General features: G+C 72.5%; 11 protein-coding genes and 1 pseudogene. 8 read left to right on the top strand and 4 right to left on the bottom strand.

The window, feature by feature from the left end; translation table 11 throughout:
- Positions 1-5: 5 nt before the first annotated feature.
- From BY998_RS08320 to BY998_RS08285, 8 genes and pseudogenes are all read left to right on the top strand, one after another.
- A pseudogene (locus BY998_RS08320) lies at positions 6-908 on the top strand (alpha/beta hydrolase); the annotation flags it as partial.
- A 302-nt stretch (positions 909-1210) separates the two neighbouring features.
- The gene (locus BY998_RS08315; RefSeq protein WP_110351167.1) at positions 1211-2572 is read left to right on the top strand and encodes a fatty acid--CoA ligase family protein; all 1362 of its coding nucleotides are present in this window, start codon (positions 1211-1213) and stop codon (positions 2570-2572) included.
- A complete protein-coding gene (locus tag BY998_RS08310; RefSeq protein ID WP_110351166.1) occupies positions 2569-3315 on the top strand; it encodes an SDR family oxidoreductase in 747 nt (248 codons plus the stop codon). The genes BY998_RS08315 and BY998_RS08310 overlap by 4 nt, the downstream gene beginning before the upstream one ends.
- 200 nt (positions 3316-3515) lie before the next feature.
- Positions 3516-4463, top strand: a complete 948-nt coding sequence (locus BY998_RS08305) for a hypothetical protein (protein ID WP_110351165.1) — start codon at positions 3516-3518, stop codon at positions 4461-4463.
- Positions 4464-4687: 224 nt separating this feature from the next.
- Positions 4688-6082, top strand: coding sequence for an O-antigen ligase family protein (locus tag BY998_RS08300; RefSeq protein WP_110351164.1), 1395 nt, complete (start codon positions 4688-4690; stop codon positions 6080-6082).
- A gap of 173 nt (positions 6083-6255) precedes the next feature.
- Complete coding sequence (locus BY998_RS08295; RefSeq protein WP_245421527.1) at positions 6256-8379, top strand: exopolysaccharide transport family protein; 2124 nt, start codon at positions 6256-6258, stop codon at positions 8377-8379.
- On the top strand, positions 8376-10385 hold the full coding sequence (locus BY998_RS08290) for a right-handed parallel beta-helix repeat-containing protein (protein WP_110351162.1): 2010 nt from the start codon (positions 8376-8378) through the stop codon (positions 10383-10385). Before BY998_RS08295 ends, BY998_RS08290 begins: the two co-directional genes overlap by 4 nt.
- A 157-nt stretch (positions 10386-10542) precedes the next feature.
- Entirely contained in the window at positions 10543-11106 is a 564-nt protein-coding gene (locus BY998_RS08285) for a fasciclin domain-containing protein (RefSeq protein WP_110351161.1), read from the top strand.
- A 114-nt stretch (positions 11107-11220) separates the two neighbouring features.
- Here the strand turns inward: BY998_RS08285 and BY998_RS08280 are convergent, their stop codons facing one another.
- The 4 genes from BY998_RS08280 to BY998_RS08265 form a co-directional block, all read right to left on the bottom strand.
- On the bottom strand, positions 11221-11994 hold the full coding sequence (locus BY998_RS08280) for an anti-sigma factor (protein WP_110351160.1): 774 nt from the start codon (positions 11992-11994) through the stop codon (positions 11221-11223).
- Positions 11991-12563: a sigma-70 family RNA polymerase sigma factor gene (locus tag BY998_RS08275; RefSeq protein ID WP_245421526.1), complete on the bottom strand. Its 573-nt coding sequence runs from the start codon at positions 12561-12563 to the stop codon at positions 11991-11993. The genes BY998_RS08280 and BY998_RS08275 overlap by 4 nt, the downstream gene beginning before the upstream one ends.
- 103 nt (positions 12564-12666) lie before the next feature.
- Positions 12667-13830 (bottom strand): glycosyltransferase family 4 protein, encoded by a 1164-nt coding sequence (locus BY998_RS08270; RefSeq protein WP_110351158.1) that lies wholly within the window; start codon positions 13828-13830, stop codon positions 12667-12669.
- A 173-nt stretch (positions 13831-14003) separates the two neighbouring features.
- Complete coding sequence (locus BY998_RS08265) at positions 14004-14771, bottom strand: polysaccharide deacetylase family protein (RefSeq protein ID WP_245421525.1); 768 nt, start codon at positions 14769-14771, stop codon at positions 14004-14006.
- Positions 14772-14867: the final 96 nt, after the last annotated feature.

The raw sequence follows: 14867 nt of genomic DNA, 5'->3' as shown, positions 1-14867 counted from the left end.
CGCCGATGCCCCTCGATCCGCATGTCAGCCGCTTCCTCGACATGATGGCGCTCGGGGCCTCGGGCGGCATCACCCTGGCGGCCCGCCGCGAGGGCCTGCGCGGGCTCACCCGCCTCGCGGGCCTCAGCGGGGAAGGCGTCGCGACCCGCGAACTCAGCCTGCCGGGTCCGGCCGGGGCACTCTCCGCGCGGCTCTACGCGCCGGAAGGAATGCAGGACGGCCCCGGCCTGCTCTACCTGCACGGCGGCGGGCTGGTGACCGGCGACCTCGACAGCCATGACGGGATCTGCCGGGTGCTGGCCGAGGCGGGATCGCTGCGGGTCGTCGCGCTCGATTACCGGCTCGCTCCGGAGCATCCCTTTCCGGCGGCCCTGGACGACGCCCTCGCGGCGACGGCGTGGGTTGCCGCGAACGCGAAGGACCTCGGCATCGATCCGGACCGGCTCGGCATCGGCGGCGATTCCGCGGGTGCCGGGCTCGCCGCTCGGGTCTGCCAGGAGCGGCGCGGCGGCGGAATCGCGGCGCAGCTGCTGATCTGCCCCGTGCTCGACGTGCAGGGGACGAGCGCCTCGCGCCGCGACTTCGCCCGCGGCTATTTCCTCGACGAGGCGACCATCCGGGGCGACCTCGCCGCCTGCGGGCCGGAGGCCGCCGCGCCGTCGGCCCGCCTCTCGCCCCTGCGGGAAGCCGACCTCGCCGGCCTGCCGCCGGCGCAGATCCACACCGCCGAGTACGACCCCGTCCGCGACGAAGGCGGGGCCTATGCCGAGCGACTGACCCGCGCCGGAGGCGAGGCCGCCCACACCTGCCATCCGGGCATGATCCACTTCTTCTACGGCCTCGGGCGCCTCGTGCCGCGCTCCCGTCCGATCCTGTCCGGCATCGCGCGCGACTTCGCCGCGCTGCTGGGTGCCGCTTCCCCATCACCCGTTTCAGAGGAGAGAGCCATGTCCTTGCGCACCACCGTCTTCGCCGAGATCGCCGCCATCGCCGCCGAGCAGGAGAAGCGGATGCCGCCGATCACCGACGACCTCGTGATGCTCGACACCGAGTTCGACTCACTCTGCTTCGCGCTCCTCGTGGCACGGATGGAGGATCTGACCGGCGCCGACCCCTTCGGCGAGATGGATGCCTCGGACCTGCCGGTGACGGTGGGCGACCTCGTCGCCCTCTACGACCGCGCCGCGATCCGGCAGGCGGCCTGAATCCGATGATCCTGCGCGAGAGGCTTCTGGCGGCGGGCGGCCTCGACGGGCTGTTCCTGTCCGACCACCGCACCCAAAGGGATCTCGCCGGGATCGTCGCCGGCGGGCGCGACGCCGCGGTAGCGGAGGCGCTGGCCGGCCGCCGGGTGCTGCTCGCGGTCGGCGGGCAGATGGCGGCGGCCCGCGCCATGATCGCGCTGGACGGTCTGGCCGCCCGCCTCGCCCTCGTTCCCCCGAAGCTGGCGCCGGAGCACGTGGCCCGGATCGCTCAGGATGCGGAGGCCGAGATCTGCGTCTGCGACGCCGAGGGGCTGGCCCCCGACGCGCTGCCGGGGCTGCCTCGCATCGACGTGGAGGATGCCTGCCGCGCGGCGCCGGACTCGGCCCGCGAGACCGAGTGGGCGCTGGCCACGTCCGGCACCACCGGCGCGCCCAAGCTCGTCGCCCACACCCTCGAAGGCCTGGCCGGCGGCATCAACACCGCCGCCGCGCCCGAGCCCGGCACGGTCTGGAGCACCTTCTACGACATCCGCCGCTACGGCGGGCTGCAGGTCTTCCTGCGGGCGATGCTCGGGCCGTCCTCGCTCGTGCTGTCCGAGGCCGGCGAGCCCCTGCGCGACTATCTGATCCGCGTCGGCGAGGCGGGCGTCAGCCACATCCTCGGCACGCCCTCGCACTGGCGGCTCGCCCTGATGAGCGCGGCCCTGGACCGTCTCGCCCCGCGCTACGTGCGGCTGTCGGGCGAGATCGCCGACCAGACCGTGCTCGACGCCCTGCGCGCCGCCTTCCCCGACGCGCGCATCGCCCACGCCTACGCCTCGACCGAGGGCGGCGTCGGCTTCACCGTCGAGGACGGGCGAGAGGGCTTTCCGTCGTCCCTGATCGGGACGCGCGCCGGCATCGAGATCGCGGTCCGCGACGACAGCCTGTTCGTGCGCTCGGGCCGCACCGGACGGCGCTATCTCGGCGCCGCGCCCGAGGCGCTGATCGCCGGGGACGGCTTCATCGACACCGGCGACCTCGTGGAGCGCCGGGGCGAGCGCTACCACTTCCTCGGCCGGCGCAGCGGCGTGATCAATGTCGGCGGCGCCAAGGTGCAGCCGGAAGAGGTCGAGACCGTCATCAACGTCTTCCCGGGCGTGTCGATGTCCCGGGTGCGCGCCCGGGCCAACCCGATCCTCGGCGCGGTGGTCGAGGCGGAGATCGTGCTGCGCGCCGACGCGGAGATCGACCGCGCGGAACTCAAGCGCGCGATTCTCGCCCATTGCCGCCCGCGCCTGGCCGCCCACAAGGTGCCGGCCAGCGTAAAGTTCGTGGACGCGCTGCCGATCACCTCCGGCGGCAAGCTGGTGCGGAGGGGCGCATGAGCGACGCACTCAAGACCGGTCGCCTCGTCGTCGTCAGCGGCGCGAGCCGCGGACTCGGCCTCGCCATGGCCGCGACGCTGGCCGCCGAGGGGTTTCGCGTCGTCGCCCTGGCCCGCCGCCCGAGCGAGGCGCTGGAGGCCGCGCAGGAGGCCGCCGGCCCCGGCCGGATCGCCTTCGTGGCCGCCGATCTCGGCGCGATCGACGGGCTCCAGCCGCTCTGCCAGCGGATCCGGGCGGAGCACGGGCCGGTCTACGGCCTCGTCAACAACGCCGCGCTCGGCACACCCGGCCTGCTCACGACCATGCCCGCGAGCAAGATCGCCGAACTCGTCCACCTCAACACGCTCGCGCCGATGGTGCTGACCAAGTACCTCGCCCGCGGCATGATGACGGCCGGCGCCGGCCGGATCGTCAACGTCAGCTCGATCATCGCCTTCACCGGCTACAACGCGCTCTCCGTCTACGCCGCCACCAAGGCCTCCATGATCGGCTTCACCAAGTCGCTCGCCCGCGAGGTCGGACGGCTCGGCGTCACGGTCAACGCGGTCGCGCCGGGCTTCATCGAGACGGCGCTGACGGAAGACATGGACGCGGCCGAGCGGGGACGCGTGGCCAACCGCAGCGCGCTCAAGCGTCTGGCCGAGCCGCAGGATGTCGCCGACGCCGTCGCCTACCTGATGTCGGACAAGGCCCGCAACGTCACCGGCACGGTGCTGACCATCGACGCCGGCAGCACCGCCTGAGACCGTCGGCGGAAGGCCGGAGAGGGCCTTCGAGCGAGGGGCAAGCGCCGATCTGGCGAGTGCCGATCCGGCACGCGCCGCCCGGCACCGTTCTCGCACTTCTCACGACCGCGTCCCGAATGGGGACGGCACAGGGTCCGCCCGCCGCCGCGATGCTCGTCGCCGGCGGCAGAAGGCGGGGCAGGCCGAAGGGGGCTTCGATGAACGGGTTGCAGGCTGGCGTGGAGGACGGTCCGCCCGTCGCGGTCGTGGAGACCGGAGCGGCCCGGCCGAAGGTCCGCTGCCGGGTGATCGAGGAGGACGACCTCGGCACCGTGGTGCGGCTCCTGCGGATCGGCTTCCCGGACCGCTCGGAGGCCTATTGGCGGACGGGCCTGGAGCGCCACCGCACCCAACCGCTCCCCGACGACGTGCCGCGCTACGGCTACGTGCTGGATCGGGACGGGGTCATCGTCGGCGTGCTGCTCGCCCTCTACCGCGTCGTGACGGACGAGGCCGGCACGCATCTGCGCTGCAACCTGTCGAGCTGGTACGTGCTGCCGGAATTTCGTGCGCTTGGCACCCTGCTCGACGGCTTCGCCATGCGCGACCGGCGGGTGACCTACACCAACGTCTCGCCCGCCCCGCAGACCTGGAAGATGCATCGGGCGCGGGGCTTCAAGCCGGTCTGCTCGGGCCAGATGCTCGTGCTGCCGATGCTGGGCTCCCCCGGTTGGGGCCGCCGGGTGCGCACGGCCGATGCCGAGGGCCTGCGCCTGCTGCCCGAGCCGGAGGCGCGGCTGGTGGCCGACCACGTCGCCTACGGCTGCATCGGGCTCGTCTGCTCGGACGGCAGGAAGGCCGGCGCGCTGGTCTTCCAGCGCCGCGGGCTGAAGCTCCGGGCGGGCTCGGAACGCTGGCCGCGCCTGCCCTGCCTCCAGCTCGTCTACCGCTCGACCGACCTCGACCTGCCCGCCTTCCTCGGCGCGATCGGCCGGCATCTGCTGACGCGCCACGCCATGCCATGGTTCGTGCTCGACGCGGTGGGCCGGCTGCCGGGCCTCGCCGGACACTATTTCGAGGGTCGCGCTCCGAAATACGCCCGCGGCCCCAACCCGCCGCCGACCGGGGACCTCGCCTATACCGAGGTCGTGCTGTTCGGCACCTGATCCCGGTCGCCGGACGAAGAGCCGCCCGCCCGCGGGAGGGTGCGGCATAACAACAGCTCGGGCCGTGCCGGCGGAAAATCCGGTGCAGCGCGGCTCCGGAGCCTGAAAGGCGCCATAAACCAAGATTTCACGGAGTGTTGGACCGCGCGGGATCGGCGCGGTTCCAGATCGGCTCCTTTCCCGTTCAACGAAGGCTGAGGGATCACCTCAAGGAACCCGCCGGAATGCTCAGCCTCCTCGTGGCCGCGGCCGTCGTGATCTGGTTCGTGCTGCTCTACCCGCTGGCGCGCCACAACCTCGCGACGGAGACGGGGCCGCTGAACGCGCCCATCACCGTCCCCATCGTCCTGGTCGCGGCCTTCGCGCTGATGCCGCTCGTCTTCAACGTGCCGCGCGAGGACGGCAACGCCGTGCTGGAGGAGGGGCTGAGCGCCTCCAACATCGTCACCCTCGTCATGACGGGGCTGATGGGACTCTATCTCGCCCTGCGGATCGCGGTGGACCGGCGCATCCTGCTGGTGCCGTTCTCGATGCCCTACCTGCCGTTCACGCTGATGATCGGCGTGAACATCGCCAGCACCGCTTGGTCGATCGTGCCGATGTACACGGCCTACCGCTCGGTCGAGCTGACGATCTTCTACCTCGCGGTGATCCTGATCTTCGACCGGGAGGACATCGAGCGGCGGCTGGCCGGGCTGTTCGCGCTGTTCACGATCGCCTGGCTCGTGGCGGTCGCGCCGATCATGCTGGGGAATTTCGCGAGCGGGATCGTGTTCTCGGCGGCCAAGCACAACATCGTGCCCCATCTCTGCGCCACCTACGCCTTCCTCGTGATCTTCGACGATCGCATCCGGCATCGGCGCGCGCATCTGCTCCTCGCCCTCGTCGGCTTCGTCATCGCGGGCTCGGCCTCCAGCACCGGCTCGCTCGTCGCGGCGGCGCCCGCCCTGATGGTGGCGAGCCGAAACCGCCGGGTGCGCATCCTCGGCTACGTCGCCTTCGCCCTCGTCTACGCGCTGTTCGTTGTGCTGATGCTGGGCCTGTCCGCCTTCCCGGCCCTGCTCGATCTTCTCTCGCTCGTCCTGCAGAAGCCGGCGGAGGAATTGGCCGGCGCCACCGGGCGGGGCACCTTCTGGCCGATCTTCATCGAGGGAACCAAAGACCACATGGTCGGCTCGGGCTTCTCCGCGGCGGACCGGTTCATCCAGCTCCTCGTGCCGCCGGCCTTCTACACCGACACCCTGGGCAAGGACGGCATGGCCATCCAGAGCTCGCACAACATGCTGCTGAGCGCCTGGGCGGGCACGGGCCTGATCGGGCTCGGCTTCGGCGCGCTCGTGCTGGCGAGCGCCGTGCAATGGGGGCTCAAGCTCGACAAGGCCGGGCGCCGCTTCGTCGCGACCTGCGTGTTCTTCATCATCCTCAACGGGATGACGACGCCGGGCATCTTCCAGGACTGGAACCTCCACGTCCTGTCCTTCGTGGCGATGCTGGCCTATGCCCGCATCGGCGCGCTGCGAGCGGAGGCGCCGGGCCGTGAACGGGCGGGCGCGGGTGCTGCGCTGCCGGTCGAGGCCGCGTTGCGCGCGCGCCCGTCCCCGGCTTGGCGCGCGTCTTGAAGCGTGTGGCCCGAACCACCATTCGGCCCGCCGCCGATGTCCCGAAACGGGAAGGATCACGCTCCGGACGCGCCGTTCCGGGACGGCACATCCCTCTCGGATCGATCGCGGCGGACCGGCAGCGCCCGCCGTAACCCTTTGTCGAGAGACCTGCGATGTCGATGGTCGAACGGATGCCTTCGAGGATCTTCGTCGGCACCGGACCGAGCAAGTCCGACGTGACGCCCGAGCCGTGGTTCCTTGATCCGCGGGAAGTGCTGCGGGTCCTGCGCCCGCGCTGGCCGCTCGTGCTCGCCCCGGCCATCCTGCTCGTGGCGGCGGCCGCGGCCTGGCTCGTCCTCGTGCCTCCGCGCTACGCCGCCGTGACGCAGATCCTGATCGACCCGCGCGGCATCCAGGTCGTCAAGGACGGCGTGACGCCCTCCGATCAGGCGAGCGACGCCAGCCTGCTGCTCGTCGACAGCCAGATCCGCGTGCTGATCTCCGATGATGTCCTGCGAAAGGTCGTGGACCGGTTCGGCCTCGACCACGATCCCGAATTCGTGCAGCCCGGCTCCTTCCTCGACACCCTGAAGGGCCGTCTCTCCTCCCTGCTCGGCGCTTCCGGCGGCGGCGCGTCGGACGACAAGCTGACGGCCCTGCGCATGCTGCGCGACCGCGCCGGCGCCCGCCGCCTGGAGCGCAGCTTCGTGGTCGAACTCTCCGTCACCAGCGAGAGCCGCCAGAAGGCCGCCGACCTCTCCCAGGCCATCGCCGAGACCTACCTCGCCACCGTCTCCGAGGCTCAGGCGCAGATCACCCGGAAGGCCGGCGCGGCCCTCTCGGGCCGGCTGGGCGAGTTGCAGGACAACCTGCGTCAGGCGGAGGACAAGGCGCAGCAGTTCCGCGCCGCCAACAACCTCGTCGGCACCCGCGGCCAGCTCGTCAGCGAGCAGGCGCTGACCCAGCTCAACCAGCAGCTCGGCGCCGCGCGGGCCCGGGCCGGCGAACTGCGCGGACGCCTCGCCCAGATCGAGGCGCTGGCGAACGGCCGGGTCGATCTCAACTCGGTGACCGAGGTGGTGCAGTCGGCGACGATCGCGCAGCTCCGCTCGCAGCTCGCGCAAGTGGAATCCGCCCGGGCCGACACGGTGGCCAATCTCGGTCCCCGCCATCCGACCCTGCGCACCAGCGAGCTTCAGGTCCAGAGCCTGCGCAGCCAGATCGAGGCCGAGATCCGGCGGATCGCGGCCGCCGCCCGCAACGACTACAAGTCGGCGCAGGCCAACGAGGCCTCGCTCGCCGCCACCCTGGAGAGTCGCAAGAAGGAAGCGCTCTCCGTCGACAAGAGCTTCGTGCGTCTGCGCGAGCTGGAGCGTCAGGTCGAGGCGAGCCGCGCCGTCTACGAATCCTTCCTGGTGCGCGCCCGCGAGCTTCAGGAGCAGCAGCGCCTCGACACCTCGTCCTCGCGCATCATCTCGCCCGCCTCGCTGCCGGCGCGCCGCCTCGGACCGCCGATTCCGGTAATCTTCGGCGCCGCCCTCGCGGCCGGGCTCGGCCTCGGCGTGATGCTCGCTCTGCTCGCGGTGCCGGCCGCCGGCCGGATCGGCTCGGCCCGGCGGCTCCAGCAGGCCGCGGGTTTGCCGGTGATCGCCGCCCTGCCCGAGCGGGCCAGGGGCAAGGCGGCTGCGGCCGTCGGCGGCGCGCTGCGCGCCGGGAGCGAGGCCGCGCACGACACCGCCTACGACGTGGCCGTGGCCCGCCTCGGCAGCCGCCTCCAGCGCGATTTCGGCTCCACGCGGCCGACCATCGTGCTCATCACCTCGGCCGACGACCGGGCCGGCAAGGCGGAGCTGGCGCGCAGCCTCGCCGCCTCGGCCACCCTGGACGGCCAGCGGGTGCTCCTCGTCGATGCCGATCCCGAAGCCCTTCTCTCGGGCGATCTGCGGGCGAAGGCCAAGCGCGGCGTCGCCGACGTGCTGCGAAGCCAGAGCGGCTTTGCCGACGCGCTGGTGGAAGGGGCGGGCGGCTACAAGGTGCTTCCCTTCGACGGCGCGGCCCTGCGCCTCGGCACCGCAGCCTATGCGGGCGCGATCGTGACGGCCGCCACCGCCTTCGACACGGTCTTCGTCGATATCGGCGTCATCGGCGCCGACATCGCCGCCGAGCGCCTCGCGCAGGACCACCGCTTCCCCGCGCTGCTGCTGACGGCGAGCGCGACCCGCAGCAGCCTCGCGCAGGTGAAGCGCGCGCTCGACGCCATCGGGCGCGAGTCGCGGGTCCACCTCGTCATGACCGACGCCAAGGCCGAAGCGTGAGGTTCCACCGCGCGCGGGCCGGGGCCGCGATCCTCGTCGGCCTGCTCGCCCTCGTCGCGACCCCGGATGTGCGTGCGGAACCACCCGTGCTGCTGCGGGTCGCCCCCACCGGGGCGAATGCGGGCGGCAAGGATCGCTTCGCGGACCTGCCGCAGGCGCTGGCCCGCGTCGCGGCCCTCCGGCGGCAGGGCGAGACCCGGCCCGTCGTGGTGGAACTGGAGCCCGGCACCCACCGGGTCGCGGCCGCCGTGCGGATCGGTCCCGAACATGCGGGTGCCGGTGCGGCGCTGACCCTGCGCGGGGCGCCGGACGGGACGAGCCGCCTCGTCGGCAGCGTGCCGCTCCCGCAGGTGCCGCTGCCCGCGCCGCTGCAGGCGCGCCTGCCCGAGGCGGCCCGCGCGGCGGTGCGCGCCTACCGCCTGCCCGAGAGCCTGCGCCGGGAACCCGCTTTCCGCGAGCCGCGCCGCCTGCGCGACGCGGCCCCCCGGATCACCGAGATCTTCGATCGCCGCGGCGCCCTGCGGCCGGCGCAGTGGCCGAATTCCGGCTACGCCGCGACGGGCAAGGCCGAGCCGGGCGCTCGTCCGCTCTTCACGCTCAAGGACGGGCCCTCCCGCCTGCCGGACCCCAAGGTCGAGACGGAGCTGTGGGCGGAGGGCTTCTGGCGCTGGGACTGGCTCGAGGAGACGATTCCGCTCGCGGGCGTCGAGGCGCGCGGCCGCCGGTTCGAGCTGGCGACGATGCCCTACGAGGGCATCCTGCCGGGCGCCCGGGTCCGGCTGGTCCACCTGCTCGGCGAATTGGACGAACCGGGCGAGTGGTGGCGCGACCGGGACAGCGGGCTGCTGCTGGCTTGGCCCGCGGCCGACGCGCCCGAGTTGGAGGCCGGGCTCGCCGAGACGCTGATCCTCGCCGAAGACGCGCGGAACCTGCGCATCGAGCGGCTGCGGTTCGAGCGCGCCCGCGGCGACCTGATCGTCGTGCGCGGCGGGGCGGATGTCGAGATCCGGAGCAGCGAACTGGCCTGGGCGGCCGGGCGCGCCGCCGTGTTCGAGGGCGTGACCGGGGGCGGTGTCTCGGCCAGCACGATCCACGATATCGGCGCGGCGGGGATCCGCCTCGTCGGCGGCGACCGCGCCACGCTCCGGCGCGGCGACCTCTTCGTGCGCGATTGCCGCTTCACCCGCTTCGCCCGGCTGACCCGCACCCAGAACGCGGCGGTCGATCTCGACGGCGTCGGCGCGGAGGTCAGCGGCAACCTGTTCACCGACGCGATCGGCTACGCGGTGTATCTGCGCGGCAACGACCACGTCTTCCGCCGCAACGAGGTCGCGCGCCTCATCTACGGACTGAGCGATACCGGCGCGATCTATGCCGGGCGCGACTTCACCGCCCGGGGCTCGGTGATCGAGGACAACTACATCCACGACATCCGCCCGGCGCCGGGCATGGAGGTGAAGGGGGTCTATCTCGACGACATGGCGAGCGGCTTCACCATCCGGCGCAACCTGTTCGTCGGCGTGCAGCGCCCGGTCTTCATCGGCGGCGGCAACGACAACAGCGTCACCCGCAACGTCTTCGTCTCGTCGAGCCCGGCCATCCTCCTCGATTCCCGCGGCCTGACCTGGATGAAGCCGTCCCTCACCGAGGCGGATTCGGAGTTCCGTGCCGCCTTCGCCGCCGTCCCGCTCGATTCGGAGCCCTGGCGGATGCGCTATCCCCGGCTCGCCGAGGCGCTCTCCGACGAACCGGGGGTCGCGCGCAACAACCAGATCCTGGACAACCTCGTGATCGACGGCGAGACCCTCGAACTCTACGAGAAGGCCGATCCGGGCCGGCAGATCCTGCTGTTCAACACCCGCCTCGAAGGCCCGGCGCCCGAACCCGGCGACCTCGGCGCGCTCGCCCGCTTCGCCGCCGACCGAGGCGTCCCGCTGGGGCTCGACCCCGCCACACTGCGCCGCGACGGGCTGCCGGAGTCGCCCTTCACGCCCGCCCCGCGCTGAAGGCAGCCCGTCCGCGCGTGGAGAGCGTTCGGCCAAGCCCCGCTCGCGAGGGCCGCTTTTTTTGCAGATTCGCTCGTCGCGACTGAAACTTCCCGGCGCCCAGCCTCCGTAGAGGTTCGCGACGCCCCCCGGTGGGGCGCTTCGCAAGGGAGCCAACATGTCCAAGACGCCTCTCTCCAAGACGCTTGTTCGTTTCGCCGTCGGCCTCGGTCTCGCCGCCGCCGCGGGGCCCGCGCTCGCCAAGAACCCGATGGTGGGCGGCGCGCCGATGTATGCGAGCAAGACCATCGTCGAGAACGCGGTCAACTCGAAGGATCACACCACGCTGGTCGCCGCCGTGAAGGCGGCCGGCCTCGTGGACACCCTGTCCGGTCCCGGCCCCTTCACGGTGTTCGCGCCGACCGACGCCGCCTTCCGCAAGCTGCCGCCGGGCACCGTCGAGACCCTGGTGCAGCCGCAGAACAAGGCCCAGCTCACCGGCATCCTGACCTATCACGTGGTTCCGGGCGTCTACACGGCCAAGCAGCTCATGGCGGCGGTGCGCCAGGGCGGCGGCGAGGCCACGTTGAAGACCGTCCAGGGCGAGCCGCTCACGGTCACGACCAAGGGCAAGGCCGTCATGGTGACGGACACCAAGGGCAACACGGCCAAGGTGACGGTCGCCAACGTGATGCAGTCCAACGGCGTGATCCACGTCGTCAACGGCGTGCTGTTGCCGTAAGGCGCGGCGGGGCGGCCGGCGAGGCCGCCCCACGAGCGGACAAGCCTTCCCGCGCCTCCTTCCGCCCCGCGGAAGGAGGCGTCCGTTTTCCCGGAGGCCGTCTCAGCTCCGGGCTCAGTCCCGGATCAGGCGGCCCGAATAGATCGCCGGTCCGGTCGGCTTGCCCTCGGGGGCCCCCCCCGGCGGCTCGACCGTGACCGCGAAGGTCGTGCTCACGGTCCCCGGGCGCAGGTCCGCCGGGATCGGCAGGCTCGCCGTCTCGGCGGAGACGAGGCCGAGGGATTGCGGAGCCGATCCGGCGTTGATGTACCAGAGTTCGAGGCTTCGATCGGGCGGGGTCTCCGCCGCGAGGCTGCGCACCTGCACGACGCCGGCCTTCAGGTCGACGCGGACGATGAGTGCGGGCAGGGCGCCGCCGCGATCCACGACCGCCAGGTATTGCGGCGGCGCGTCGAGCGAAGGCGGACGGGCGACGGCGATCCAAAGGGCGAGCCCGGCCGCCAGCGCCGTCGCCGCGCCCGTGGCCATCCGCCAGCGGCCGATGCGCCGTTCGAGCCGGATGATCTGGTCGCCGCCGTCGTCCGCTCCGGCGGATGCCGGCACCGCCTCCGCGACCGGCCTGGAATCGCTCGTGGTGTCGATCTTGGCATCGATCTTGGCATCGATCCCGGCCCAGAGGTCGGGCCGCGGGGTCACGGCCGGCATGGCCGCGGCGAGCGGCACGAGCCGCGCCTCCCAGGCCGCCACGGCCCGGCGCAGGTCGGCCTCCCGCTCCAGGGCGCGGGCGAAGGCCGCGCGCTCGTCCGGCGGCAGGGTGCCGAGAACGTACTCGCCCGCGGCTCCGTCGGGATCCTCGTGCCAGAAGGGCGGCGTGCCGGACTCGCTCATGGCGCCTCCAGGCAGGTGCGCAGGCTGAGCAGCCCCCGGCGCAGCCAGGTCTTGATCGTGTTGACGGGGCGATCGTAGCGCGCGGCGAGATCCTCGCGCGACCAGCCCTCGCAATAGGCGAGAACGAGGCAGTGGCGTTGGGGCGGGTCGATCCGGTCCAGACAATGGTCGAGGGCGTCGCGCCGGGCGAGATCCGCCTCGCCGTCCTTCGTGTCGGCCAGGCGCTCCAGCCAGCCGTCCTCGGTCTGCGTCAGGCGTGAGGCTCTGTCCTGGCGCAGGCGGTCGATCGCCCGGTGCCGCGCCACGGCGATCAGCCACGGGAGCGGCGCGCCGGCCCGCGGATCGTAGCTGCCGGCCCGCTGCCAGATCCGCACGAACACCTCCTGCAGCGTGTCTTCCGCCGCATTTCGATCCGGCAGGATACGAAGGATGATCCCGAAAAGTTTCGGGGCGGTCGCCTCGTAGAGGGCGCGGAGCGCGGCCCGCTCGCCGCCGGCCACAGTCTCGATCAGCCGCGCAAGATCCTCTTCGCGCTGCGCGCTCCCCAAAGCACCGTCCCCCCGGTTCACGCGACCCTGCTCATGCGAACGGGCCTCTGCCGAACTCGTACCACGCTTCCATCAATCAAATCTGAACGATACGGGACTCACGCTCCTCAGCGTGCGGCGAGCGTCAGCTTCGGCTCTCGAGGAACGGGCGCAGCGCGTCGATATAGCCCTCGACCGCCGCCTCCGGCGTAAAGCGCGGCATCACCCGCTCGGCGGCCGCGCGCAGATCGCGGCGCTGCCCGGCGTCGTCGAGCAGTGCCAGGGTCGCCTCGACCCAGGCCGCCACGTCCATCGGCCGCACCGCGCCGCAGCCGTGGGGAACCAGCAGGCCGGTGGCGACGCCCGAATGGGGCGAGGCGAGCACCGGCGTCCCGCTCTGGAGCGCCTCCTGCACCACGATGCCCCAGACATCGCCGCGACTCGGGAACAGGAACAGCCGGGCCGAGGCATAGGTCTCGGCCAGGGCGTCCTGTCCCAGGAAGCCGTCGAAGCGGGCGGCGAGGCCGGCTTGCGCCAAGCGCGCCTCCATCTCGCCCCGCAGCGGCCCGTCGCCGGCGACCCGCACGGAGAGGCGCCGTCCGCGGGCGAGGCAGCCGAGCACCACCTCGGTGAAGAAGCGGGCGCCCTTCACCTCCTCGTTCAGCATGCCGCAGAACAGCAGGTCGTAAGGCCTCTCGGAATCCGGCGGGGGCGGGGCGGGCGGCGTCCAGGCCGGGAAGAGGGGGCTCGGGAAGAAGCGCTCGGGCGCGAGCCCGTAGCGCAGGAGCAGGTCGCGGCTGCCCTCGCTCGGCCCGAGGCCGGCCGCCGCACCACCCACGATCGCCCGGCGCAGGAGGCGGTGGGGCACCGAGCCCCGCCCCGGATCGGTCTCGACGATCCCGTCGGTGCGGATCAGGGTGGGGATGCGCCGCAGCCGCGCGGCGCCCGCCGCCATCAGCATGGTCGGCGAGAAGTCGTTGAGGACGAGCGCGGCCGGAGCGAGCGCGGCGAGGCGCGGCACGACCGCCGGATTGAGGTAGAGATTGCGGATCGAGGAACGGTGCCAGCGCAGGCCCGGCAGCACCGCGTGCCGGTAGCGGAGCGGCGGGGCCAGCACCCATTGCCGGGCGCTCTCGCGGGGCGTGCAGGAGAGGACGTGCAGGCGCCGGCCGAAGCCCTCGGCCAATCGCGCGCCGAGGCGCTCGTAGAGGACGTGGGTATAGGGCGCCAGCGCGCCCGTCACGACGACGACCGGACGCCTTCCGCTATCGTCGGAATCCTGTCCCGAGTGCGTCTCGCCACCCTGCATCGCCTGCCGCCTCCCGCCATGCGCGGGCGAGGCCGGCGCTCTCGTACCAAGCTGCACGGGACAGAAGCCATGCTCCTGTCCCGCGCGTCCGGCGAGGGACCGCCGCCCCGCAGTCGCGGGGCCATCGACGATGCGTCATCATCGTCGATGGGGATCTGGTATCGGAGCGGATATCAGGGATGCGTATCCAAGCCGTTGCGCCGCGTCCCCCGCCCGAGGCGGGCGCGGCCGATCAGGGCGTCGAGATCCGTGATCGGCCAGGACGGCTCGAGCACGTGGCGGGGCAGAAGGGGAAAGTCCGCCGGGCCCCGGGCGTGGTCGCGCCGGGTGGTGAAGAAGGTCCGGTAGCCGGCCTCCAGGGCGAGCGCGGGATCCCGGTCGGGCTGGAAATCCGGACCGGCCGCACCCCAGGGGCAGGCGAAGTGGCGGATCTCCCGGCCGGTGAGCGCGGAGAGGTCGCGCCGCGAGCGGGCGAGCTCGTCCGCGACCCGCTCGCGGGGGAGGCGGCTCAGCCGCGGATGCGTGGCGGTGTGGGAGCCGACATTGAGGCCGTCGGCGCACCAGGCCGCGATCTCGGCGCGGGTCATGTAGAGCCGCTCCTGCGGCGGAACCTGGCCTTCGAGGCCCGGTGGATAGTTCGGCGGCGCGTCGATCCAGTCGCTGATCAGGAAGACGATGCCCGGCACGCCCAGGGCCTTGAGCACCGGCCGCGCGACCTCGAAGGTGTCGGTGTAGCCGTCGTCGAAGGTGACGAGGAAGGCGCGCTCGCCCGCCGGCCAGCCCGCGGCGAGACGGTCGGTGGCGGTGTCCGCGTCGATGAAATCGCCGTAACGGCCGAGATGGCGCAGTTGAGCGGCGAGCTGATCTTGCTCGTTCCGCGCCACTTGGTGGTAGCACAAGGTGTAGAGACCGGGCTCGGCGTTGGCGACGGACCTGAGCAAGGCAGCGCTCCGCAACGCAAGCTTGCGCAGCGGGGGCGTATCGCGCAATGCCGTCTTGACCCAATGGTACATCATCACCTCACCGACCGCTCTACG

The organism is Methylobacterium sp. B4, assembly GCF_003201865.1.
In the GTDB taxonomy this organism is placed as follows: domain Bacteria; phylum Pseudomonadota; class Alphaproteobacteria; order Rhizobiales; family Beijerinckiaceae; genus Methylobacterium.
Note: the sequence above shows the minus strand (reverse complement) of the source record. Positions and strands in the feature narration are given on the sequence as shown.

Coding starts and splice junctions, on each gene's coding strand:
- BY998_RS08305 (WP_110351165.1), top strand. CDS start 3,516: ATGAACGGGTTGCAGGCTGGCGTGGAGGACGGTCCGCCCGTCGCGGTC.
- BY998_RS08280 (WP_110351160.1), bottom strand. CDS start 11,994: ATGAGCGAGTCCGGCACGCCGCCCTTCTGGCACGAGGATCCCGACGGA.
- BY998_RS08285 (WP_110351161.1), top strand. CDS start 10,543: ATGTCCAAGACGCCTCTCTCCAAGACGCTTGTTCGTTTCGCCGTCGGC.
- BY998_RS08300 (WP_110351164.1), top strand. CDS start 4,688: ATGCTCAGCCTCCTCGTGGCCGCGGCCGTCGTGATCTGGTTCGTGCTG.
- BY998_RS08310 (WP_110351166.1), top strand. CDS start 2,569: ATGAGCGACGCACTCAAGACCGGTCGCCTCGTCGTCGTCAGCGGCGCG.
- BY998_RS08295 (WP_245421527.1), top strand. CDS start 6,256: ATGCCTTCGAGGATCTTCGTCGGCACCGGACCGAGCAAGTCCGACGTG.
- BY998_RS08270 (WP_110351158.1), bottom strand. CDS start 13,830: ATGCAGGGTGGCGAGACGCACTCGGGACAGGATTCCGACGATAGCGGA.
- BY998_RS08315 (WP_110351167.1), top strand. CDS start 1,211: ATGATCCTGCGCGAGAGGCTTCTGGCGGCGGGCGGCCTCGACGGGCTG.